The organism is Enterobacter sp. V87_3 (genome assembly GCF_029967835.1).
Taxonomy (GTDB): domain Bacteria; phylum Pseudomonadota; class Gammaproteobacteria; order Enterobacterales; family Enterobacteriaceae; genus Enterobacter; species Enterobacter cancerogenus.
In genome coordinates this window covers 463,532-487,544 of the sequence record NZ_JASCAM010000010.1, presented here as the reverse complement: position 1 = coordinate 487,544, position 24,013 = coordinate 463,532, and the positions used below count along the sequence as shown (strand labels likewise).

Annotated in this window: 20 protein-coding genes; 16 read left to right on the top strand and 4 right to left on the bottom strand. The window is 55.1% G+C overall.

The features are described from left to right. Positions 1-42: 42 nt before the first annotated feature. Together pta and ackA are read right to left on the bottom strand one after the other, a co-directional pair. The gene (gene pta, locus QLG21_RS02910) at positions 43-2,187 is read right to left on the bottom strand and encodes a phosphate acetyltransferase (RefSeq protein ID WP_042320322.1); all 2,145 of its coding nucleotides are present in this window, start codon (positions 2,185-2,187) and stop codon (positions 43-45) included. 76 nt (positions 2,188-2,263) lie between these two features. Continuing rightward, on the bottom strand, positions 2,264-3,466 hold the full coding sequence (ackA, locus tag QLG21_RS02905; RefSeq protein ID WP_006176525.1) for an acetate kinase: 1,203 nt from the start codon (positions 3,464-3,466) through the stop codon (positions 2,264-2,266). 337 nt (positions 3,467-3,803) lie between these two features. Between ackA and yfbV the strand changes: the two genes are divergently transcribed. From yfbV to QLG21_RS02885, 4 genes are all read left to right on the top strand, one after another. Then, positions 3,804-4,259 carry a terminus macrodomain insulation protein YfbV gene (gene yfbV / locus QLG21_RS02900; protein WP_006176523.1) on the top strand — a complete coding sequence of 152 codons (456 nt, stop codon included), beginning with the start codon at positions 3,804-3,806 and terminating at the stop codon, positions 4,257-4,259. A 91-nt stretch (positions 4,260-4,350) separates the two neighbouring features. Then, the gene (locus QLG21_RS02895) at positions 4,351-4,845 is read left to right on the top strand and encodes a YfbU family protein (RefSeq protein WP_006176522.1); all 495 of its coding nucleotides are present in this window, start codon (positions 4,351-4,353) and stop codon (positions 4,843-4,845) included. A gap of 11 nt (positions 4,846-4,856) precedes the next feature. Then, on the top strand, positions 4,857-5,516 hold the full coding sequence (locus QLG21_RS02890) for a sugar phosphatase (RefSeq protein ID WP_101737219.1): 660 nt from the start codon (positions 4,857-4,859) through the stop codon (positions 5,514-5,516). Positions 5,517-5,593: 77 nt separating this feature from the next. Beyond that, positions 5,594-7,426 carry an SLC13 family permease gene (locus tag QLG21_RS02885; protein WP_282483854.1) on the top strand — a complete coding sequence of 611 codons (1,833 nt, stop codon included), beginning with the start codon at positions 5,594-5,596 and terminating at the stop codon, positions 7,424-7,426. Between the two features lie 53 nt (positions 7,427-7,479). Here the strand turns inward: QLG21_RS02885 and yfbR are convergent, their stop codons facing one another. Both yfbR and alaA read right to left on the bottom strand, forming a co-directional pair. Then, complete coding sequence (yfbR, locus tag QLG21_RS02880) at positions 7,480-8,079, bottom strand: 5'-deoxynucleotidase (RefSeq protein WP_058609873.1); 600 nt, start codon at positions 8,077-8,079, stop codon at positions 7,480-7,482. A 117-nt stretch (positions 8,080-8,196) separates the two neighbouring features. Continuing rightward, entirely contained in the window at positions 8,197-9,411 is a 1,215-nt protein-coding gene (gene alaA / locus QLG21_RS02875; protein WP_006176518.1) for an alanine transaminase AlaA, read from the bottom strand. Between the two features lie 946 nt (positions 9,412-10,357). On the opposite strand from alaA, the gene lrhA reads away from it, so the two are divergent. The 12 genes from lrhA (at position 10,358) to nuoL (ending at position 23,852) form a co-directional block, all read left to right on the top strand. Continuing rightward, positions 10,358-11,296, top strand: coding sequence for a transcriptional regulator LrhA (gene lrhA / locus QLG21_RS02870; RefSeq protein ID WP_042320321.1), 939 nt, complete (start codon positions 10,358-10,360; stop codon positions 11,294-11,296). 631 nt (positions 11,297-11,927) lie between these two features. Next, positions 11,928-12,368, top strand: a complete 441-nt coding sequence (nuoA, locus tag QLG21_RS02865; RefSeq protein WP_006176516.1) for an NADH-quinone oxidoreductase subunit NuoA — start codon at positions 11,928-11,930, stop codon at positions 12,366-12,368. Positions 12,369-12,383: 15 nt separating this feature from the next. Beyond that, on the top strand, positions 12,384-13,058 hold the full coding sequence (gene nuoB, locus QLG21_RS02860; protein ID WP_006176515.1) for an NADH-quinone oxidoreductase subunit NuoB: 675 nt from the start codon (positions 12,384-12,386) through the stop codon (positions 13,056-13,058). 89 nt (positions 13,059-13,147) lie between these two features. Next, positions 13,148-14,950, top strand: a complete 1,803-nt coding sequence (gene nuoC / locus QLG21_RS02855; protein WP_006176514.1) for an NADH-quinone oxidoreductase subunit C/D — start codon at positions 13,148-13,150, stop codon at positions 14,948-14,950. Positions 14,951-14,952: 2 nt separating this feature from the next. Beyond that, positions 14,953-15,453: an NADH-quinone oxidoreductase subunit NuoE gene (gene nuoE / locus QLG21_RS02850; RefSeq protein WP_006176513.1), complete on the top strand. Its 501-nt coding sequence runs from the start codon at positions 14,953-14,955 to the stop codon at positions 15,451-15,453. Continuing rightward, the gene (nuoF, locus tag QLG21_RS02845) at positions 15,453-16,790 is read left to right on the top strand and encodes an NADH-quinone oxidoreductase subunit NuoF (protein ID WP_088208007.1); all 1,338 of its coding nucleotides are present in this window, start codon (positions 15,453-15,455) and stop codon (positions 16,788-16,790) included. The genes nuoE and nuoF overlap by 1 nt, the downstream gene beginning before the upstream one ends. Positions 16,791-16,896: 106 nt before the next feature. After that, positions 16,897-19,620 (top strand): NADH-quinone oxidoreductase subunit NuoG, encoded by a 2,724-nt coding sequence (nuoG, locus tag QLG21_RS02840; protein ID WP_137272295.1) that lies wholly within the window; start codon positions 16,897-16,899, stop codon positions 19,618-19,620. Further along, entirely contained in the window at positions 19,617-20,594 is a 978-nt protein-coding gene (gene nuoH, locus QLG21_RS02835) for an NADH-quinone oxidoreductase subunit NuoH (protein WP_006176509.1), read from the top strand. The genes nuoG and nuoH overlap by 4 nt, the downstream gene beginning before the upstream one ends. A gap of 13 nt (positions 20,595-20,607) precedes the next feature. Beyond that, entirely contained in the window at positions 20,608-21,150 is a 543-nt protein-coding gene (gene nuoI / locus QLG21_RS02830) for an NADH-quinone oxidoreductase subunit NuoI (protein WP_003861491.1), read from the top strand. Between the two features lie 10 nt (positions 21,151-21,160). Next, on the top strand, positions 21,161-21,715 hold the full coding sequence (gene nuoJ / locus QLG21_RS02825) for an NADH-quinone oxidoreductase subunit J (RefSeq protein WP_006176507.1): 555 nt from the start codon (positions 21,161-21,163) through the stop codon (positions 21,713-21,715). Further along, complete coding sequence (nuoK, locus tag QLG21_RS02820) at positions 21,712-22,014, top strand: NADH-quinone oxidoreductase subunit NuoK (protein WP_006176506.1); 303 nt, start codon at positions 21,712-21,714, stop codon at positions 22,012-22,014. The genes nuoJ and nuoK overlap by 4 nt, the downstream gene beginning before the upstream one ends. Then, complete coding sequence (gene nuoL, locus QLG21_RS02815; protein WP_006176505.1) at positions 22,011-23,852, top strand: NADH-quinone oxidoreductase subunit L; 1,842 nt, start codon at positions 22,011-22,013, stop codon at positions 23,850-23,852. Before nuoK ends, nuoL begins: the two co-directional genes overlap by 4 nt. Positions 23,853-24,013: the final 161 nt, after the last annotated feature.

Sequence of the window (24,013 nt, the reverse complement as noted above, 5' to 3'; positions counted from 1 at the left end):
GTAGGCCGGATAAGCGAAGCGCCATCCGGCAAGACCTTAAGCTTACTGCTGCTGCTGCGAAGACTGAATCGCCGTCAGCGCGATGGTGTAGACGATATCGTCTACCAGCGCACCACGGGAGAGGTCGTTCACAGGCTTGCGCATGCCTTGCAGCATCGGCCCGATGGAGATCAGGTCTGCAGAACGCTGTACCGCTTTGTAGGTGGTGTTACCGGTGTTCAGATCCGGGAAGATGAACACGGTAGCGCGACCTGCAACCGGCGAGTTCGGCGCTTTGGATTTCGCCACGTCAGCCATCACGGCCGCATCGTACTGCAGCGGGCCGTCGATCATCAGGTCAGGACGTTTTTCCTGCGCCAGACGGGTGGCTTCACGCACTTTCTCTACGTCGCTACCTGCACCAGAGGTGCCGGTAGAGTAGGAGAGCATCGCAACGCGTGGTTCGATACCGAAGGCAATCGCGGAGTCTGCGGACTGGATAGCGATTTCTGCCAGCTGCTCTGCGGTTGGGTCCGGGTTGATCGCACAGTCGCCGTAAACATAAACCTGTTCAGGCAGCAGCATGAAGAACACGGAAGAGACCAGAGAGCTGCCTGGTGCGGTTTTGATCAGCTGCAGCGGTGGACGGATGGTGTTCGCGGTGGTGTGAACAGCACCGGAAACCAGACCGTCAACTTCATCCTGCTCAAGCATCAGCGTACCCAGCACCACGTTGTCTTCCAGCTGCTCGCGCGCAACGGCTTCGGTCATGCCTTTGCTCTTACGCAGCTCAACCAGACGGGCAACGTAGCTTTCGCGAACCACTTCCGGGTCAACGATTTCGATGCCAGCACCCAGCTCAACGCCCTGAGACGCCGCAACGCGGTTGATTTCGTCCGGGTTACCCAGCAGCACACAGGTCGCGATGCCGCGTTCGGCACAGATAGCAGCCGCTTTCACGGTACGTGGTTCGTCGCCTTCTGGCAGAACCACGCGTTTGCCTGCTTTGCGTGCCAGCTCGGTCAGCTGGTAGCGGAAGGCTGGTGGAGACAGACGACGGCTGCGCTCGGAGGTCGCGGTCAGGGATTCGATCCAGTCTGCGTTGATGTAGCTTGCGACATATTCCTGAACTTTCTCGATGCGCTCGTGGTCATCAACCGGCACTTCGAGGTTGAAGCTCTGCAGGCTCAGGGAGGTCTGCCAGGTGTTGGTGTTGACCATAAATACCGGCAGGCCAGTAGCAAAGGCGCGTTCGCACAGTTTGCTCACGCGTGGGTCCATTTCGTATGCACCGGTCAGCAGGATAGCGCCAATTTCAACGCCGTTCATCGCGGCCAGACAGGCTGCAACCAGCACGTCCGGACGGTCTGCAGAGGTCACCAGCAGGGAACCTGCACGGAAGTGTTCCAGCATGTGCGGAATGCTACGCGCACAGAAGGTCACGGACTTCACGCGGCGGGTATTGATGTCGCCTTCGTTAATCACGGTCGCGTTCAGGTGACGCGCCATGTCGATTGCACGGGTCGCAATCAGATCAAAGCTCCACGGCACCACGCCCAGCACCGGTAGCGGGCTGGAGTTCTGCAGCGTAGCCGGATCAACTTTAACCACTTTCGCTTTGGAGGAGTCGTCGAAGATCTCGGACAGGTCAGGGCGAGTACGGCCCTGCTCATCAACCGGGGCGTTCAGTTTGTTAACGATAACGCCGGTGATGTTGCTGTTTTTTGCGCCGCCGAAGCTGCTGCGCGTCAGTTCGATACGCTCTTTCAGCTGCTCCTGGGTATCGGTGCCCTGAGACATCACGAAGACGATCTCAGCGTTCAGCGTTTTGGCAATTTCGAAGTTCAGCGACTGGGCAAACTGGTGTTTGCGGGTCGGGACCAGGCCTTCAACCAGCACCACTTCAGCGTCCTGCGCGTTCGCGTGGTAGTTGGCGATGATCTCTTCCATCAGCACGTCTTTCTGGTTGCTGGAGAGCAGAGACTCAACGTGGCTCATCTTCAGCGGTTCAGCCGCTGGAAGATTGGAGTTTTTACGCACGATGGAGGTGGTCTGGTCTGGCGCATCGCCACCGGCACGAGGCTGGGCGATAGGTTTAAAGACGCTCAGACGAACGCCTTTGCGTTCCATAGCACGGATCACGCCAAGGCTGACGCTGGTCAGGCCGACGCTGGTTCCGGTAGGGATCAGCATAATAGTACGGGACACGGTTTATCCTCTTTCGTTACCGCCGACGTTTGGCGGGCTACAAAACAGCACCGCCAGCATGGCTGGCGGTGTGGAATCAGGCAGTCAGGCGATGCGCGTCTTGCGCAATGACCAGCTCTTCGTTAGTTGGGATAACGATAGCAGGACGGGTACCTTCTTTGTTGATGAAGCCAGACTTACCGAAGCGGGCAGCCAGGTTACGCTCGTGATCAACTTCGAAGCCCAGAACGCCCAGTTTACCCAGAGACAGTTCACGCACCATTGCCGCGTTTTCACCGATACCACCGGTGAAGATAACCGCGTCCAGACGGCCGTCCATCAGCGCAGTGTAGGAGCCGATGTATTTCGCCAGACGGTGGCAGTAAACGTCCATTGCACGTTTAGCGTCTTCTTTCGCGTCGTAGTTGTCTTCAACGTAACGGCAGTCGCTGGTGACCTCGGTCAGACCCAGCAGGCCAGACTCTTTAGTCAGCATTTTGTTGATTTGATCAACGCTCATGCCCAGGTTGTCGTGCAGGAAGAAGATGATCGCCGGGTCGATGTCACCGGTACGGGTACCCATCACCAGACCTTCCAGCGGGGTCAGACCCATAGAGGTATCAACACATTCACCGTTGCGGATAGCCGAAACGGAACCACCGTTACCCAGGTGGCAGGTGATGATGTTCAGCTCTTCAACCGGCTTGTTCAGGACTTTCGCGGCTTCCTGCGTCACATAGTAGTGGCTGGTACCGTGGAAGCCGTAGCGACGTACGCCGTGCTCTTTATACAGGTTGTACGGCAGGGCGTAGAGGTAAGACTCTTCCGGCATGGTCTGATGGAACGCGGTGTCGAACACGGCAACGTTCTTGTCTTTCAGATTCGGGAAGGATTTCAGCGCTTCAGTGATACCGATCAGGTGAGCAGGGTTGTGCAGTGGCGCAAACGGCGCAGCATCTTTGATACCCTGGATTACGGTGTCGTCAATGATCACGGATTTGGTGTATTTTTCGCCGCCGTGGACGATACGGTGACCAATCGCGGTCAGCTGAGCAGACAGTTCTGGTTTTTGTGCCAGAATAGTGTTAACGATAAAGTTCAGCGCTTCACTGTGAGCGGCGCCTGCACCTAAAGCCGCTTCTTGTTTGTTGCCGTCCATCTTCCACTTGATACGTGCTTCAGGCAGATGGAAACATTCGGACAAACCAGAGAGGTATTCTTCACCGTTCAGCGCATCGATGATGGCAAATTTGAGGGAAGAACTACCGCAGTTCAGAACCAGTACTAACTTACTCGACATGGAAGTACCTATTATTGATACGTGGCTAAAAAAACGTCAGTGAGTCTAAAAGCGTAACGCATGCTGACCCAGACATTTATGATTAACATCATGCCAAACGAACATTCTGGCATGACGGAAGAAATACATATGATTTTATGCCATTTTGAACATTTTTCAGGCAATGGCATAATATGCGATAATTTGACGAGTTAATGTTTCTCGTCTAAGGCCGCATCAGGCTGGCACAGAATACCTGATACTGGGTAGCGATGACAAAATATTTTGAACGTTGTCATAGCCTGTTGTGGTTTTGCACAAAAATTTTAATTTTTATACGTGAAGTTGAGGTAAAGCCATGTCGACACCCGAAATCCCATCCGTGAACTTCTTCAGTCTGTTTCGCCGGGGGCAGCATTACGCAAAGACGTGGCCAATGGAAAAGCGCCTTGCGCCAATGTTTATTGAGAATCGTACAATCCGCGCCACGCGCTATGCGATTCGCTTTATGCCGCCCGTCGCCATCTTTACCCTGTGCTGGCAAATTGCGCTCGGCGGCCAGCTCGGTCCGGCCGTTGCCACGGCGCTTTTCGCGCTGAGTCTGCCGATGCAGGGGCTGTGGTGGCTCGGTAAACGATCCATTACGCCGCTCCCGCCTACAATTTTACACTGGTTTTATGAAGTCCGTGGAAAACTTGAAGAGGCCGGGCAGGCGCTGGCACCCGTCGAAGGCAAGCCAGATTATCAGGCGCTGGCCGATACCCTTAAGCGGGCTTTCAAACAACTTGATAAAACATTCCTCGATGACTTGTGATTGATCATCGAAACGACGACGAAAAGAAGGCACAGTGACAAACGTTACCGTGTCTTTTTTTTCAAGTGCCATGCGCTACAGGAGTCGAAAGATGGAAATGACCCATGCTCAACGTCTGATTTTGTCTAACCAGTACAAGATGATGACTATGCTTGATCCCGACAACGCTGAGCGCTACAGCCGCTTACAGACCATTGTCGAACGCGGGTTTGGCCTGCAGATGCGCGAGCTGGACCGCGAGTTCGGCGAGCTAAAAGAAGAAACCTGCCGCCTCGTGATCGACATTATGGAGATGTATCACGCGCTGCATGTTTCCTGGACCAATCTGAAAGATCGGGAGTCCATCGACGAACGCCGCGTGACCTTCCTCGGGTTCGATGCCGCGACGGAAGCGCGCTATCTCAGCTATGTACGCTTTATGGTGAATACCGAAGGGCGTTACACCCATTTTGATGCGGGTACGCATGGCTTTAACGCCCAGACCCCAATGTGGGATAAATATCAACGTATGCTGAGCGTATGGCACTCCTGCCCGCGCCAGTACCATTTGAGCAGCAACGAAATTCAACAAATCATTAATGCCTGACGGAGGTGCGTGTGCAGTGTAAAGGTTTTCTGTTTGATCTGGACGGTACGCTGGTAGATTCGCTGCCGGTAGTGGAGCGTTCATGGTGCCACTGGGCCGACAGGCACGGCATCGACCATCAGGACGTACTGAATTTCATCCATGGCAAACAGGCCATTACCTCATTGCGGCACTTCCTGGCCGGGCGTTCTGAGGAAGAGATCCAGGCGGAATTTCGCTACCTCGAACAGATCGAAGCCAACGACACGAACGGGATCACCGCCTTACCCGGCGCGCGCGAGCTGCTTGAACACCTCAACGAAGCGCAGATCCCCTGGGCGATTGTGACCTCAGGCTCTGTTCCCGTTGCCCACGCGCGTCATCAGGCCGCGGGCCTGCCGAGGCCGGAGGTCTTTATTACGGCGGAACGCGTAAAGCGCGGCAAGCCTGAACCGGATGCCTTTTTACTCGGCGCTGAAATGCTTGGCCTTGCGCCAGCCGAGTGCGTGGTGGTGGAAGATGCAGCCGCGGGCGTTTTAGCCGGGCTGAATGCCGGAAGCCACGTTATCGCCGTAAACGTACCGGCGGGCTCCCCCCGACTGGACGAGGCGGATTATGTGGTTAACTCCCTGGCCGCGTTAAACGTCGCGAAGGCACCGGATGGAAGTGTAACCGTCTCGCTGAAAATGTAATCCTATGATTTAGCCCCGCATTGTCGGGGCTTTTTTTATGGCAAAATCGCGTCTTCTTCCACTGACAAGGATATGTTGTGAACGGTGAACTGATTTGGGTGCTCAGCCTGCTCTTAATCGCCATCATTCTCTTTGCGACAGGCAAGGTGCGCATGGATGCCGTCGCCCTGTTTGTGATTGTCGCCTTTGTACTGAGCGGCACGCTCACGCTGTCTGAGGCGTTCTCCGGCTTTAGCGATCCCAACGTTATTCTGATTGCTGCCCTGTTTATCATCGGCGATGGCCTGGTGCGCACCGGCGTGGCGACCATCATGGGCGCCTGGCTGGTAAAGGTGGCGGGCAGTAGCGAAACCAAAATGCTGATCTACCTGATGGTGACGGTGGCCGGGCTGGGCGCGTTCATGAGCTCAACGGGCGTAGTCGCCATTTTTATTCCGGTCGTGCTCAGCGTATCGATGCGGATGCAGACCTCGCCGTCACGCCTGATGATGCCCCTGAGCTTTGCCGGGCTGATCAGCGGCATGATGACGCTGGTGGCCACGCCACCGAACCTGGTCGTTAACAGCGAACTGCTTCGCGAAGGGTTGCAGGGATTTAGTTTTTTCAGCGTCACCCCGCTTGGGCTGGTGATCCTGGTGCTGGGCGTCGTCTATATGCTGCTGACGCGCTTTGCCCTGAAAGGGGAGAAGCACGACAAAAGCAAAGAGAACTGGAAACGGCGGACGTTTCGCGACCTGATCAAAGAGTACCGTTTAACCGGACGCGCACGTCGCCTGGCTATTCGTCCCGGTTCACCGCTGATCGGCCAACGGCTTGACGATCTCAAGCTGCGCGAACGCTACGGGGCAAACGTCATCGGCGTCGAGCGCTGGCGGCGCTTTCGCCGGGTGATCGTCAACGTCAACGGGGTATCGGAATTCCGCGCGCGCGACGTGCTGCTTATTGATATGTCCACGGCTGACGTCGACCTGCGAGAGTTCTGCAGCGAACAGCTGCTGGAACCGATGGTCCTGCGCGGGGAATACTTCTCCGATCAGGCGCTGGACGTGGGGATGGCAGAAGTCTCCTTGATTCCGGAATCGGAACTGCTGGGTAAAACGGTACGCGAGATGGGATTCCGCACCCGCTACGGGCTTAACGTGGTGGGCCTCAAGCGCGATGGCGTGGCGATGGAAGGCGCGGTGGTGGACGAGCCTATCCTGCTGGGGGATATCTTCCTGGTGGTCGGTAACTGGAAGCTGATTAGCCAGCTCGGTCATATGGGGCGTGATTTCGTGGTGCTGAATATGCCCGTCGAAGAGAGCGATGCTTCTCCCGCCCACAGCCAGGCTCCGCACGCCATCTTTTGCCTGGTGCTGATGGTAGCCTTGATGCTCACCGATGAAATTCCCAACCCGGTGGCGGCGATTATTGCCTGCCTGCTGATGGGGAAATTCCGCTGTATTGATGCCGAAAGTGCCTATAAAGCCATTCACTGGCCGAGCATTATCCTGATTGTCGGAATGATGCCGTTTGCCTTAGCGCTGCAAAAAACGGGCGGGGTGGATTTGGTTGTCAAAGGGCTGATGGACATCGGCGGAGGTTATAGCCCGTATATGATGCTGATTTGCCTGTTTGTGATGTGTGCATCGATAGGGTTGTTTATCTCTAACACGGCGACCGCGGTGCTGATGGCGCCGATTGCGCTGGCGATGGCGAAGTCTATGGGCGTCTCCCCCTATCCGTTTGCCATGATGGTGGCGATGGCCGCCTCGGCTGCGTTTATGACGCCCGTTTCATCACCGGTTAACACGCTGGTGCTGGGGCCAGGGAACTATACATTTAGCGATTTCGTGAAGCTTGGGGTGCCATTCACCGTGCTGGTGATGGTGGTATGCGTGGTGTTGATCCCGGTCCTGTTCCCGTTTTAAGCGTGGGGCCAGAAACGTAAGCCGGGTAAGGCGAAGCCGCCACCCGGCAAAAATTACAGCGGCGAATCCTGACTGATCTCATCCAGAGACAAATGGAAGCTCGGCACAAACACCTGCATAAAGTAATCCATCTCTTCGCTGCGGCGGGATTCCAGGGTTTTTTCCAGACGCGTTTTCGCCAGTAAAAACTCATTATTGCCAGCCGACAGCTCTTCCAGACATTTCAGATAAGCGCACAGCGCATCAGCCTGCTTCACCAGCGACGTCTCTTCTTCGGTGTACTGGTGTTCGTCGATCAGCGGCTCAAAGATATCGCGCAGCTCTTCCGGCACCATCTCGATCAGCTTTTGCTGGGCGATCTTTTCAATGGCTTTGTATTCCTGGGCAATCTGCGAGTTGAAGTATTTCACAGGCGTAGGCAGATCCCCGGTCAGGACTTCTGACGCGTCGTGATACATCGCCAGCAGGGCGATACGTTCCGCGTTCACGCGTCCGTTGAACTTACGATTCTTAATGGCCGCCAGCGCATGAGCGACCATCGCCACCTGCAGGCTGTGCTCGGACACATTCTCGGTGCGCACGTTGCGCATCAGCGGCCAGCGGTTGATGAGTTTCAGGCGGGAGAGGTGGGCAAAGAAATGACTCTGACTCATAGGTTACCTTTTGTCTTCACTGCGACAGGCTTCATTGTGGGGGGAGGGGAGGCAAGATGCAAATTTGCGGATTGTGTCTGCCGGGTCAGCATCGCGCCACCCGGCAGACAGACTACATTACTGATGATAGCCGGACAGGAATCGCCCGAAGCGGCTGATCGCCATTTCAAGATCGTCTTCGCGCGGCAGCGTCACGATACGGACGTGATCCGGCCACGGCCAGTTAAACGCGGTACCCTGTACCAGCAGTACCTTCTCCTGTAACAGGAAATCGAGCACCATTTTCTGGTCGTCGTGAATATTAAAGCGCTTCGCGTCGATTTTCGGGAACATATAGAGCGCGCCGTTAGGCTTCACGCAGGAGACGCCGGGAATATCGTTAATCAGCTCCCAGGCGCGGTTACGCTGTTCGTACAGACGGCCACCGGGGGCAATGAATTCACTGATGCTCTGGTAGCCACCCAGCGCCGTCTGGATCGCATGCTGCGCCGGAACGTTGGCGCACAGGCGCATTGATGCCAGCATCTCCAGCCCTTCGATATAGCCCTTCGCGTGTTTCTTCGGCCCATTAAGCACCATCCAGCCCTGACGGAAACCGGCCACGCGGTAGGTTTTTGACAGACCGTTAAAGGTAACGGTGAGCAAATCCGGCGCCAGCGCGGCGATAGAGTGATGCTGTGCGGCGTCGTAAAGAATTTTGTCGTAGATTTCGTCGGCAAAAATAATCAGGTTGTGCTGGCGGGCGATCTCAACGATCTCCATCAGCAGCTCTCTGGAATAGACGGCACCCGTCGGGTTATTCGGGTTGATAATCACGATACCGCGGGTGCGCGGCGTGATTTTGGCGCGGATATCGTCCAGGTCCGGGAACCAGTCAGACGACTCATCGCACAGGTAATGCACCGCTTTGCCGCTGGACAGAGAGACAGCTGCCGTCCACAGCGGGTAATCCGGTGCCGGTACCAGCATTTCGTCGCCGCTGTTCAGCAGCGCCTGCATCGCCTGGACGATCAGCTCAGAAACGCCGTTACCAATATAGATATCTTCAACGGTCACATCACGCATGCCGCGCGCCTGATAATGCTGCATGATGGCTTTACGTGCGGAGTAGAGTCCTTTTGAATCGCAGTAACCTTGTGCCGTAGGCAGGTTGCGGATCACATCAACCAGGATCTCATCCGGCGCTTCAAAACCAAACGGCGCTGGGTTGCCAATGTTGAGTTTGAGAACCTTGTTACCTTCCTCTTCAAGGCGTTTCGCCTCTTTAAGAACCGGGCCTCGAATGTCATAACAGACGTTATCTAGCTTGCTGGATTTTTCGATAGGGGACATGAACCTTTAACCTTTTCGCTATTATTGCCACTCCCTGCCGTGGAAGTCAGCACGGAACAATGTACTCCCCCCTCGCTGCGTTTTGAAGGGTATACAGCAGAAGATTTTGTGCAGAGGCGAATTTTTCTTTAAATTTATATTGCTGCCATGGATTGTTTTACGGTGGTTATCATCTCGTTTTCAATGCATTAAAAGGATTAATGTGCTGATTAAAGGCAAATTAATTGAATTTTATTCTGTTAAAAATGAGGTGATTTTCCCACAGGCGTGAACAGGCGGGGGCCGTTGCTCCAGGTGACCTTTCGTAAAACCTGAATGTTAACATAAGGGTTGTACTAATATGCCTGATGGGCTAAAAGTTACTCGTGTGAATTAAATGTTAAGTGTTATTAATGTATGGCCTTAATCGAAATTAAACTTTATTTATTATTATCGACGAAAATGCAACTTCATTAATTTTAATAAAATTACAGTAGCGGTTTTTCAACGCAGTTTAATCTCCAGCTTTACAATAAGACTTATAAATATAGTGGATTTGAGTTAAGATGTCTTACGGGAAAGCAGATGACAGATAAGCTTGTTATGTCCATCTGAACCCGCTGTTCTAAATTAATCGATTGTTATTGTTAAAGTTATCTCTGGCTGGATTGTGAGGATCACATCCTGTCACGTTGACAGCGCTGCGATAAAGATGGCAGAAATATGTTTTCCCTTTAAAGGGATTTACCTACATCTGCAAACATCTAAATAACCTGAACGTTTTAGAGAATAAAAATAACGTCATGAAACCTTGTTTCTGACTGTTGGTTTAACGCAGCACAATAACTGTCTGTCAGGCAGTCTGCCGGGCCGGGATGCGAGGGAAACCTTCAGAGGGAATTGCTTAACTTTTACACACAGCTTCAACCCGGGCAGCTCCGCACGAGCAACCTGAAAGTGAATAGATATGATAAATGCAAATCGTCCGATAATGAATCTCGACCTCGATCTGCTGAGAACGTTTGTTGCGGTCGCCGATCTCAACACTTTTGCAGCAGCTGCTGCCGCAGTTTGCCGAACCCAGTCTGCCGTAAGCCAACAGATGCAGAGGCTGGAGCAGCTGGTGGGTAAAGAACTCTTTGCGCGTCACGGGCGCAATAAGCTCTTAACCGAACACGGTATACAGCTACTGGGTTATGCCAGAAAAATACTTCGCTTTAATGATGAAGCATGTATGTCGTTAATGTTTAGCAACCTTCAGGGGGTGCTAACGTTAGGTGCATCTGATGAGTCAGCGGACACCATATTACCGTTTCTTCTCAACCGAATTAGTTCGGTTTATCCGAAGCTTGCGTTAGATGTCAGCGTAAAACGCAATGCGTTTATGGTTGAGATGTTGAAAGAGAACGAAGTGGACCTGGTCGTCACCACCCATCGTCCAGGGGCGTTTGATTGCCTGACGCTTCGCACATCGCCCACGCACTGGTATTGTGCGGCGGAATATGTGCTGCAAAAAGGCGAGGCCATTCCTCTGGTGTTACTGGATGATCCAAGTCCGTTCCGCGATATGGTGCTTTCTGCGCTTAATGAAGCCAATATTCCGTGGCGTCTGGCCTACGTTGCTTCAACGTTGCCCGCCGTTCGCGCCGCCGTGAAAGCCGGGCTGGGCGTGACGGCCCGACCGGTGGAGATGATGAGCCCGGATCTGCGAGTATTGGGGAGAAGTGATGGCCTGCCTGTATTGCCAGATACGGAGTACATGCTGTGCCATAACGCTTCCAGCAACAACGAGCTGGCGAAAGTGGTGTTTGACGCGATGGAAAACTACCACAATCCGTGGCAGTTCGAGCATGTTACTCCAGAAGGGGGGGATAACTCCCTGATCGCTGAGGGGGATTTTGAGTGATCAACCACTCAAAATTCTCGTAACAAAATGTAAGTGTAAAAAAAGACCACTCGCGCGGTTTTCGCGTTGAGTGGTTTTTTTTCGTCAGTTATACCCACTTTCATAGAATGGGATTAAGAAATAACCATTAATTATCATTGCGATAAATGGTTTTGGTTGATCTTCGAACGATTTCAGTTCTCTCCTGCTTCATCTCCCCTCCATGTTAAAAAAACAGGAAATATGTTGCTGTTTTTTTGATTGAATTAACAAAAGCGTGTCTCAGATCAAGAAAATACTCCTCTTTGGGGGGAGGAATCGTTGGCAAATCCTGTCAAAATAGGAGGGTTATTTTTTTTACTTCCAAAACGGACACGATTCAACAGCATGCATTTGACGTATAGTCATGTACCCACCAGGGTTAAAGGGCATGAAATGTTAATGAGAATCGCTCGATGTAATTTACTGTGAAGAAACCTTTGTTAAAGTTGACAAAAGGTTATAGAAAGGAGTAAAAAACCCCATCATTTTGCTGTCTATGTCTCATTTCTGACAGTTAGTGTAAGGTTATTTTGTTCCTCCCCATGAATCGATGTGATACCCATCTGCCAGCAAGAGCAGTCTCACAGGTATCACTTTTGATGAGTAAGCAATGAGTATGTCAACATCCACAGAAGTCATCGCTCATCACTGGGCATTCGCAATCTTTCTTATTGTAGCCATTGGCCTGTGCTGCCTGATGTTAGTCGGCGGCTGGTTCCTGGGCGGTCGCGCCCGCGCAAGGCACAAAAACACGCCTTTTGAATCAGGTATTGATTCAGTCGGCACCGCTCGCTTACGCCTGTCTGCCAAGTTTTATCTGGTAGCCATGTTCTTCGTCATCTTCGACGTGGAAGCGCTTTACCTTTTCGCATGGTCAACGTCCATACGCGAAAGTGGTTGGGTGGGCTTTGTCGAGGCCGCAATTTTCATTTTAGTGCTACTGGCCGGTCTGGTTTATCTGGTGCGTATTGGCGCGCTTGACTGGACGCCTGCGCGTTCACGTCGTGAACACATCAACCCGGAAAACAGTATCTCTAATCGTCAGCAGTAACAGCGAGGCAACAAGATGGATTATACGCTCACCCGCATAGATCCTAACGGTGAGAATGACCGTTACCCCCTGCAGAAACAGGAGATCGTAACAGACCCCCTGGAGCAAGAAGTCAATAAAAGCGTGTACATGGGCAAGCTCGAACATGCCATGCACGATATGGTCAACTGGGGTCGTAAGAACTCCATTTGGCCTTATAACTTTGGCCTTTCTTGCTGCTACGTTGAAATGGTGACGTCATTCACTGCGGTGCATGACGTTGCGCGTTTTGGGGCAGAGGTACTTCGTGCTTCTCCACGTCAGGCTGACCTGATGGTGGTGGCGGGCACCTGCTTCACCAAAATGGCGCCGGTTATTCAACGTTTGTATGACCAGATGCTTGAGCCAAAATGGGTTATCTCCATGGGCGCATGTGCAAACTCTGGCGGTATGTACGACATTTATTCTGTTGTGCAGGGCGTTGATAAGTTCATTCCTGTGGATGTGTACATCCCGGGCTGCCCGCCGCGTCCGGAAGCTTACATGCAGGCGCTGATGCTGCTGCAGGAGTCTATCGGTAAAGAACGTCGCCCGCTCTCGTGGGTGGTTGGCGATCAGGGCGTGTACCGCGCCAATATGCCGTCTGAGCGCGAGCGTAAACGCGGTGAACGTATTGCAGTAACCAACCTGCGTACGCCTGACGAAATTTAATTTGCGCCTGTGGGCCTGGAGAAAACCTTCGCATATCACTACTCAAATAGCGCGAAGCCAGGCTTAACAGTCACCACGGACCATTTGCAATGGTGAACAATATGACCGACTTAACCGCGCAAGAAGCCGCCTGGCAGACAAGGGATCATCTTGATGACCCCGTCATTGGCGAACTGCGCAACCGTTTTGGGCCGGATGCCTTTACTGTTCAGGCCACCCGCACCGGCGTACCCGTCGTTTGGGTGAAGCGTGAACAATTACTGGAAGTGGTCGATTTCCTTAAGAAATTGCCAAAACCATACGTCATGCTGTTTGACTTACACGGCATGGATGAACGTCTGCGTACGCACCGCCAGGGTCTCCCTGCTGCGGATTTTTCCGTTTTCTACCACCTGATCTCAATAGACCGCAACACGGATATCATGCTCAAGGTGGCATTGTCTGAAAACGACATGCATCTGCCGACGATCACCAAACTTTTCCCGAACGCCAACTGGTACGAGCGTGAGACCTGGGAAATGTTCGGCATGACCTTTGACGGCCACCCGCACCTGACGCGCATCATGATGCCGCAGACCTGGACCGGCCACCCGCTGCGTAAAGACTACCCGGCGCGCGCAACTGAATTCGACCCGTTTGAGCTGACCAAAGCCAAGCAGGATCTGGAGATGGAAGCGCTGACCTTCAAGCCGGAAGACTGGGGTATGAAGCGCGGTACCGACAACGAGGACTTCATGTTCCTCAACCTCGGTCCAAACCACCCGTCTGCGCACGGTGCATTCCGTATTATTCTTCAGCTTGATGGCGAAGAGATTGTCGACTGCGTCCCCGATATCGGCTATCACCACCGTGGTGCTGAGAAGATGGGCGAGCGTCAGTCCTGGCACAGCTACATTCCGTACACCGACCGTATCGAGTACCTCGGCGGCTGCGTGAACGAAATGCCATACGTGCTGGCCGTTGAGAAACTGGCAGGCATCACCACGCCGGACCGCGTTAACGTGATCCGCGTCATGCTGTCAGAACTGTTCCGTATTAACAGCCACCTGCTGTACATCTCCACGTTCATTCAGGACGTCGGCGCAATGACCCCGGTCTTCTTCGCCTTTACCGATCGTCAGAAAATCTACGATCTGGTGGAAGCGATTACCGGTTTCCGTATGCACCCGGCCTGGTTCCGCATCGGCGGCGTGGCGCACGATCTGCCGCGCGGTTGGGACCGTCTTCTGCGCGAGTTCCTGGAGTGGATGCCGAAGCGTCTGGATTCTTACGAGAAAGCCGCGCTGCGCAACTCCATCCTCAAGGGCCGTTCACAGGGTGTCGCCGCTTACGGCGCGAAAGAAGCGCTGGAGTGGGGTACCACGGGTGCAGGTCTGCGTGCAGCAGGTATTGATTTCGACGTGCGTAAAGCCCGTCCATACTCTGGCTATGAGAACTTCGACTTTGAAGTACCGGTTGGCGGCGGGGTTTCCGACTGCTACACCCGCGTCATGCTGAAAGTGGAAGAGCTGCGCCAGAGCCTGCGCATTCTCCAGCAGTGCCTCGATAACATGCCGGAAGGCCCGTTCAAGGCGGATCACCCGCTGACCACGCCGCCACCGAAAGAGCGCACGCTGCAACATATCGAAACCCTGATCACCCACTTCCTGCAGGTTTCCTGGGGTCCGGTCATGCCGGCGCAAGAATCCTTCCAGATGGTTGAAGCGACCAAGGGTATTAACAGTTACTACCTGACCAGTGACGGCAGCACCATGAGCTACCGTACCCGCGTGCGTACGCCAAGCTTTGCGCACCTGCAGCAGATCCCGGCAGCTATTCGCGGCAGTCTGGTCTCCGACCTGATTGTGTATCTGGGTAGTATCGATTTTGTTATGTCAGATGTGGACCGCTAATTATGCACGAGAATCAACAACCACAAACCGAGGCTTTTGAGCTGAGTGAAGCAGAGCGTGCCGCCATTGAGCACGAGATGCACCACTACGAAGACCCGCGTGCGGCGTCCATTGAAGCGCTGAAAATCGTACAGAAACAGCGTGGCTGGGTGCCGGATGGCGCGATCTACGAGATCGCAAAAGTGCTGGGTATCCCGGCCAGTGATGTCGAAGGCGTCGCGACGTTCTACAGCCAGATCTTCCGTCAGCCGGTAGGCCGTCACGTGATCCGCTACTGCGACAGCGTGGTCTGCCACATTACGGGTTACCAGGGTATTCAGGCCGCCATTGAGAAGAAACTCAATATCAAGCCAGGCCAGACCACGTTCGACGGTCGTTTTACCCTGCTGCCAACCTGCTGCCTGGGTAACTGCGACAAGGGGCCGACCATGATGATTGATGAGGACACTCACAGCCATCTGACGCCGGAAGCGATTCCTGACCTGCTGGAGCAGTATAAATAATGAAAAATATTATTCTGACTCCCGAAACCCATCCGCTGACCTGGCGTCTTCGCGACGACAAGCAGCCGGTGTGGCTGGAAGAGTATCAGGCGAAGAACGGCTATGCTGGCGCGCGCAAGGCGCTCGGCGGTATGGCACCGGATGAGATCGTCAATGCGGTTAAAGACGCCGGCCTGAAAGGGCGCGGCGGTGCGGGCTTCTCCACCGGTCTGAAGTGGAGCCTGATGCCAAAAGACGAATCCATGAACATCCGTTACCTGCTGTGTAACGCCGATGAAATGGAGCCGGGCACCTATAAAGACCGCCTGCTGATGGAGCAGCTGCCGCACCTGCTGGTGGAAGGCATGCTGATCTCCGCGTTTGCGCTGAAAGCCTGGCGTGGTTACATCTTCCTGCGTGGTGAATATATCGAAGCGGCAGAAAACCTGCGTCGCGCGATTGCCGAAGCGACCGAAGCCGGCCTGCTCGGTAAAAACATTTTGGGCACCGGTTTTGACTTCGAACTGTTTGTGCACACCGGGGCAGGGCGTTATATCTGCGGTGAAGAAACCGCGCTGATTAACTCCCTGGAAGGCCGCCGTGCGAACCCGCGTTCCAAGCCACCGTTCCCGGCCAGCTCCGGCGTGTGGGGTAAACCGACCTGCGTTAACAACGTCGAAACCCTGTGTAACGTCCCGGCGATCCTTGCCAACGGCGTGGAGTGGTATCAGGGCATCTCTTCAAGCAAAGATGCCGGCACCAAGCTGATGGGCTTCTCCGGGCGCGTGAAGAATCCTGGCGTCTGGGAACTGCCGTTCGGTACCACCGCGCGTGAAATTCTTGAAGACTACGCGGGCGGCATGCGTGATGGCCTGAAGTTCAAAGCCTGGCAACCGGGCGGGGCAGGAACAGACTTCCTGACCGAAGCCCACCTTGACCTGCCGATGGAATTCGAAAGCATTGGTAAAGCAGGCAGCCGTCTGGGTACGGCGCTGGCGATGGCCGTCGATCACGAAATCGGCATGGTTCCGCTGGTGCGTAACCTGGAAGAGTTCTTTGCCCGTGAGTCCTGCGGCTGGTGTACACCGTGCCGTGATGGTCTGCCGTGGAGCGTGAAGATCCTTCGCGCCCTCGAGCGTGGCGAAGGCCAGCCTGGCGATATCGAGACACTTGAGCAACTGTGTCGATTCCTGGGCCCAGGCAAAACCTTCTGCGCCCACGCACCGGGTGCGGTCGAGCCACTACAAAGCGCGATTAAATATTTCCGCGAAGAATTCGAAGCAGGCATCAAGCAGCCGTTCAGTAATACCCATGCCATCAATGGGATTCAGCCGAACCTGCTAAAAGCACGCTGGTAATTCCCCCTCATTCCGGCCCTCTTCCTCAGGGAGAGGGGGAGGGTGAGGGCGATAAAAGAATTTTGATTAACGCTCGAAGCAATTCGAGCCAACTGGAAGCATGCTAATGGCTACGATTCATGTAGACGGCAAAGAATACGAAGTCAACGGGGCGGACAACCTGCTAGAAGCTTGTCTGTCTCTTGGCCTCGATATTCCGTACTTTTGCTGGCATCCGGCGCTGGGCAGCGTCGGTGCTTGCCGCCAGTGTGCGGTGAAGCAATATCAGAACGCGGAAGACACGCGTGGTCGCCTGGTGATGTCCTGTATGACGCCAGCCACCGAAGGCACCTTTATTTCGATTGATGACGAAGAAGCCAAACAGTTCCGCGAAAGCGTGGTGGAGTGGTTGATGACCAACCACCCGCACGACTGTCCGGTTTGTGAAGAGGGCGGTAACTGCCACCTTCAGGATATGACCGTAATGACCGGTCACAGCTTCCGTCGCTATCGCTTTACCAAGCGTACCCACCGTAACCAGGATCTGGGGCCGTTCATCTCTCACGAAATGAACCGCTGCATCGCCTGCTACCGCTGCGTGCGTTACTACAAAGACTATGCAGATGGTCAGGATCTGGGCGTGTATGGCGCGCATGACAACGTCTACTTCGGTCGTCCGGAAGATGGCGTTCTGGAAAGCGAATTCTCCGGCAACCTGGTAGAAATCTGCCCGACCGGCGTATTCACCGACAAAACGCACTCCGAGCGCTACAACCGTAAATGGGACATGCAGTTTGCGCCAAGCATCTGCCAGCAGTGCTCCCTGGGTTGTAACACCAGCCCGGGTGAACGTTATGGCGAACTGCGTCGTATCGAAAACCGTTATAACGGTACCGTTAACCACTACTTCCTCTGCGACCGCGGTCGTTTCGGCTATGGCTATGTAAACCTGAAAGACCGTCCGCGTCAGCCGGTTCAGCGCCGTGGCGATGACCTGATCACCCTGAACGCCGAGCAGGCGATGCAGGGTGCTGCGGATATTCTGCGTCAGTCGAAGAAAGTGATCGGTATCGGCTCCCCGCGTGCCAGCATCGAGAGCAACTTTGCGCTGCGCGAACTGGTTGGGGCAGAAAACTTCTACACCGGTATCGCCCAGGGCGAGCAGGAACGTTTGCAGCTGGTGCTGAAAGTGCTGCGCGAAGGCGGTATTCATACTCCTGCGCTGCGCGAAATCGAGTCTTATGATGCGGTGCTTGTGCTGGGTGAAGATCTGACCCAGACCGGCGCGCGTGCAGCTCTGGCGGTTCGTCAGGCGGTGAAAGGTAAAGCGCGTGAAATGGCAGCGGCCCAGAAAGTGGCTGACTGGCAGATTGCGGCAATCCTGAACATCGGTCAGCGCGCGAAGCATCCGCTGTTTGTGACCAACGTCGACAACACCCGTCTGGACGACATCGCCGCGTGGACCTACTGCGCACCGGTGGAAGATCAGGCGCGTCTTGGCTTCGCGATTGCTCACGCGCTGGATAACAGCTCGCCGGCGGTTGAACTGGATCGCGACCTGCAAAACAAGGTTGATGTGATTGTTCAGGCCCTGGCAGGCGCGAAAAAACCGCTGATTATTTCCGGTACCAACGCCGGTAGCGCCGAGATCGTTCAGGCGGCAGCGAACGTTGCTAAAGCCCTGAAAGGCCGCGGCGCGGACGTGGGTATCACCATGATTGCCCGTGCGGTGAACAGCATCGGTCTGGGTATGATTGGCGGCGGCTCGCTGGAAGAAGCGTTAAGCGAACTGGAATCCGGTTCTGCTGACGCCGTTGTGGTGCTGGAAAACGACCTGCATCGCCACGCCTCAGCCGCTCGCGTTGACGCAGCGCTCTCTAAAGCGCCGCTGGTGATGGTCATTGACCATCAGCGCACCGCCATTATGGACAAAGCGCACCTGGTGCTCTCTGCGGCAAGCTTCGCCGAAAGCGACGGTACGGTCATCAACAACGAAGGCCGCGCACAGCGCTTCTTCCAGGTGTATGACCCGGCGTACTACGACAGCAATACGCTGATGCTGGAAAGCTGGCGCTGGCTGCACTCCCTGCACAGCACCGTGCAGAGCCGTGAAGTGGACTGGACGCAGCTCGACCACGTTATCGACGCGGTAGTGGAAAAACTGCCACAGCTGGCGGGCATCAAAGATGCAGCTCCTGACGCAAGCTTCCGCATTCGCGGCCAGAAACTGGCGCGTGAGCCGCACCGCTACAGCGGTCGTACCGCGATGCGTGCCAATATCAGCGTGCATGAACCTCGTCAGCCGCAGGATAAAGACACGATGTTCGCCTTCTCCATGGAAGGGAACAACCAGCCGTCTGCGCCACGCTCTCAGGTTCCGTTTGCATGGGCACCGGGCTGGAACTCCCCGCAGGCATGGAACAAGTTCCAGGCTGAAGTGGGCGGTTCTCTGCGCCACGGCGACCCGGGCGTGCGTCTGATTGAAGCCTCCGAAACCGGTCTGGACTTCTTCACTACCGTTCCGGAACGTTTCCAGGCTCAGGAAGGCAACTGGCGTATTGCGCCGTACTACCATCTGTTTGGTAGCGACGAAATGTCCCAGCGCTCTCCGGTCTTCCAGACCCGTATGCCGCAACCGTACATCAAGCTCAACCCGGCGGATGCCGCAAAGCTTGGCGTTAACGCGGGTGCGAACATCGCCTTTAGCTACGACGGCCAGACGATCAGCCTGCCGCTGATCATCTCTGAAGGTCTGTCCGCGGGGCAGGTGGGTCTGCCGATGGGAATGCCTGGCATCGCGCCGGTACTGGCGGGTGCGCGACTTGATAACCTGCAGGAGGCAAAAGCATGAGTTGGTTAACGCCGGATCTTATCGACATCCTGCTGAGCATTCTGAAAGCGGTTGTGATTCTGCTGGTGGTGGTCACCTGCGGTGCGTTCATGAGCTTTGGTGAACGTCGTCTGCTCGGTCTGTTCCAGAACCGTTACGGACCGAACCGCGTGGGCTGGGGTGGTTCACTCCAGCTGGTCGCGGACATGATCAAGATGTTCTTCAAAGAGGACTGGATCCCGCGCTTCTCGGATCGCGTGATCTTCACTCTGGCACCGATGATCGCCTTTACCTCGCTGCTGCTGGCGTTTGCTATCGTTCCCGTCAGCCCGACCTGGGTTGTGGCTGACCTGAACATCGGCATCCTGTTCTTCCTGATGATGGCAGGCCTCGCGGTCTACGCGGTGCTGTTCGCCGGCTGGTCCAGTAACAACAAATACTCGCTGCTGGGTGCGATGCGTGCTTCCGCGCAGACGCTGAGCTACGAAGTGTTCCTGGGTCTCTCCCTGATGGGCGTGGTGGCGCAGGCCGGTTCATTCAACATGACCGACATCGTCAACAACCAGGCCGACATCTGGAACGTTATCCCGCAGTTCTTTGGTTTTGTTACCTTTGCTATCGCGGGCGTGGCGGTGTGTCACCGTCACCCGTTTGACCAGCCAGAAGCCGAACAGGAACTGGCCGACGGTTACCACATTGAATATTCCGGCATGAAGTTCGGTCTGTTCTTCGTGGGCGAGTACATCGGTATCGTCACCATTTCCGCGTTGATGGTAACGCTGTTCTTTGGTGGCTGGCATGGCCCGTTCTTACCGCCGTTCATCTGGTTCGCGCTGAAAACCGCGTTCTTCATGATGATGTTCATTTTGATTCGTGCGTCCTTACCGCGTCCGCGTTATGACCAGGTAATGTCCTTCGGCTGGAAAGTGTGCCTGCCGCTGACGCTCGTCAACTTGTTGGTAACGGCGGCTGTCATTCTCTGGCAGCAGCCATAAGGGGCTATAGACCATGACCTTAAAAGAATTACTGGTAGGCTTCGGCACCCAGGTACGCAGTATCTGGATGATCGGCCTGCACGCGTTTGCCAAACGCGAAACCCGGATGTACCCGGAAGAGCCGGTATATCTGCCGCCGCGCTACCGTGGCCGTATCGTGCTGACGCGCGATCCGGACGGTTCGGAGCGCTGCGTTGCCTGTAACCTGTGTGCGGTAGCCTGTCCGGTAGGCTGTATCTCTCTGCAGAAAGCAGAGACGGTAGACGGCCGCTGGTACCCTGAGTTTTTCCGCATTAACTTCTCACGCTGCATCTTCTGCGGTCTGTGTGAAGAAGCGTGCCCAACCACGGCGATTCAGCTGACTCCAGATTTCGAACTGGGTGAGTACAAGCGTCAGGATCTGGTGTACGAGAAAGAGGATCTGCTGATTTCCGGTCCGGGCAAATACCCGGAATATAACTTCTACCGGATGGCGGGTATGGCAATCGACGGCAAAGATAAGGGCGAAGCAGAGAACGAAGCTAAGCCTATCGACGTCAAGAGCCTGTTACCGTAAGGAGAGGGCAATGGAATTCGCTTTTTATATCTGTGGCCTTATCGCCATCCTGGCTACGCTACGAGTGATTACGCACACCAACCCGGTGCATGCGCTGCTGTATTTAATCATCTCGCTGCTGGCCATTTCCGGGGTGTTCTTTGCGCTGGGCGCGCATTTCGCCGGTGCGCTGGAAATCATCGTCTACGCCGGTGCCATCATGGTGCTGTTCGTCTTCGTGGTGATGATGCTGAACCTGGGCGGCTCCGAAATTGAGCAGGAACGTCAGTGGTTAAAACCGCAGGTGTGGATTGGCCCGGCAATTTTGTCGGCCATCATGCTGGTGGTAATTGTTTACGCAATTTTGGGCGTGAACGATCAGGGCATCGACGGCACGCCGATCAGCGCCAAGGCCGTGGGTATTGCCCTGTTTGGCCCGTACGTTCTGGCGGTTGAACTGGCGTCAATGCTGCTGCTGGCGGGCCTGGTTGTTGCCTTCCACGTTGGCCGCGAAGAGCGTGTCGGCGAGGTGCTGAGCAACCGCACTGATGACCGCGCGAAAAGAAAAACGGAGGAGCGCGCATGATCCCCTTAACACATGGACTGATCCTCGCTGCGATTTTGTTCGTCCTGGGCTTAACCGGTCTGGTTATCCGCCGCAATCTGCTGTTTATGCTGATTGGGCTGGAAATCATGATTAACGCTTCGGCGCTGGCCTTTGTGGTCGCCGGGAGCTACTGGGGCCAGGCCGATGGTCAGGTGATGTACATTCTCGCCATCAGCCTCGCGGCTGCAGAAGCGAGTATTGGCCTGGCGCTGTTGCTGCAGCTCCATCGTCGCCGCCAGAACCTGAACATCGATTCAGTAAGTGAGTTGCGTGGATGAACATGCTTGCCTTAACCATTATTTTTCCGCTGATCGGCTTCGTGCTGCTGGCGTTTTCTCGTGGCCGCTGGTCTGAGAATCTGTCTGCAACCGTGGGCATCGGCTCTATCGGTTTGTCTGCGCTGGTGACAGCCTATGCGGGCATCGATTTCTTCAACAACGGACGTCAGGCCTTTAGCGTTCCACTGTGGACCTGGATGTCGGTCGGTGATTTCAACATCGGCTTTAATCTGGTGCTGGACGGACTGTCGCTGACCATGCTCTCTGTGGTCACCGGCGTGGGCTTCCTGATCCACATGTTCGCCTCCTGGTATATGCGCGGTGAAGAGGGTTACTCCCGCTTCTTCGCCTACACCAACCTGTTTATCGCCAGCATGGTTGTTCTGGTGCTGGCCGATAACCTGCTGCTGATGTATCTCGGCTGGGAAGGCGTGGGTCTGTGCTCTTACCTGCTGATCGGTTTCTACTACACCGATCCGAAGAATGGCGCAGCGGCCATGAAAGCGTTCGTCGTGACCCGTGTGGGTGACGTCTTCCTCGCCTTCGCGCTGTTCATTCTTTACAACGAACTGGGCACGCTGAACTTCCGCGAAATGGTGGAACTGGCACCGGCACACTTCGCTGCAGGCAACGACATGCTGTGGTGGGCAACGCTGATGCTGCTGGGCGGCGCCGTGGGTAAATCCGCGCAGCTTCCTCTGCAAACGTGGCTGGCCGACGCGATGGCGGGTCCAACCCCTGTCTCCGCGCTGATCCACGCCGCGACCATGGTGACCGCAGGTGTTTACCTGATTGCGCGTACCCATGGCCTGTTCCTGATGACGCCGGAAATTCTGCATCTGGTGGGTATTGTTGGTGCGGTAACGCTGGTGCTGGCAGGCTTTGCCGCGCTGGTGCAGACCGACATCAAACGCGTTCTCGCGTATTCCACCATGAGCCAGATTGGCTACATGTTCCTGGCGCTGGGCGTTCAGGCGTGGGACGCGGCCATTTTCCACCTGATGACCCATGCGTTCTTCAAAGCGCTGCTGTTCCTGTCATCCGGTTCGGTGATTCTGGCCTGCCACCACGAGCAAAACATCTTCAAGATGGGCGGACTGCGTAAGTCCATCCCGCTGGTTTACGCTTGCTTCCTGGTGGGCGGCGCGGCGCTGGCGGCACTGCCGCTGATCACCGCGGGCTTCTTCAGTAAGGACGAAATCCTTGCGGGTGCCATGGCGAATGGACATATCAATCTGATGGTTGCGGGTCTGGTCGGTGCGTTTATGACCTCCCTGTATACCTTCCGTATGATTTTCATCGTATTCCACGGTAAAGAACAAATTCACGCACACGCAGGGAAGGGGATTACCCACCACCTGCCGCTGATTGTGCTGCTGGTACTCTCCACCTTCGTTGGCGCGATGATTGTGCCACCGCTGCAGGGCGTACTGCCGGCAACAACCGAGCTTGAGCACGGTCGCGTACTGACGCTTGAAATCACCTCCGGTGTGGTCGCCATTGCGGGCATCCTGATTGCTGCATGGCTGTGGCTGGGCAAACGTACGCTGGTGACTGCCGTTGCCAACAGTGCGCCAGGCCGTCTGCTGGGTACCTGGTGGTACAACGCGTGGGGCTTCGACTGGCTGTACGACATGATTTTCGTCAAGCCGTTCCTGGGCATTGCGTGGCTGCTGAAGCGCGACCCGATGAACAGCATGATGAATATCCCGGCGATCCTCTCCCGCTTTGCAGGTAAAGGCCTGCTGTACAGCGAGAACGGTTACCTGCGCTGGTATGTGGCGTCCATGAGCATCGGTGCGGTTGTCGTGCTGGCGCTGCTGATGGTGTTGCGTTGATTGTGATTTGAGATTGCGGTTTTGCCCGGTGGCGCTGCGCTTACCGGGCCTACGAGACCGTAGGTCGGGTAAGCGTTAGCACCACCGGGCTAAAAGAACCCGCACTCAACCGTGAATGTAGTCGAATTCGTTGAAAATCGGTCCTTTAGGGACTTTAACAA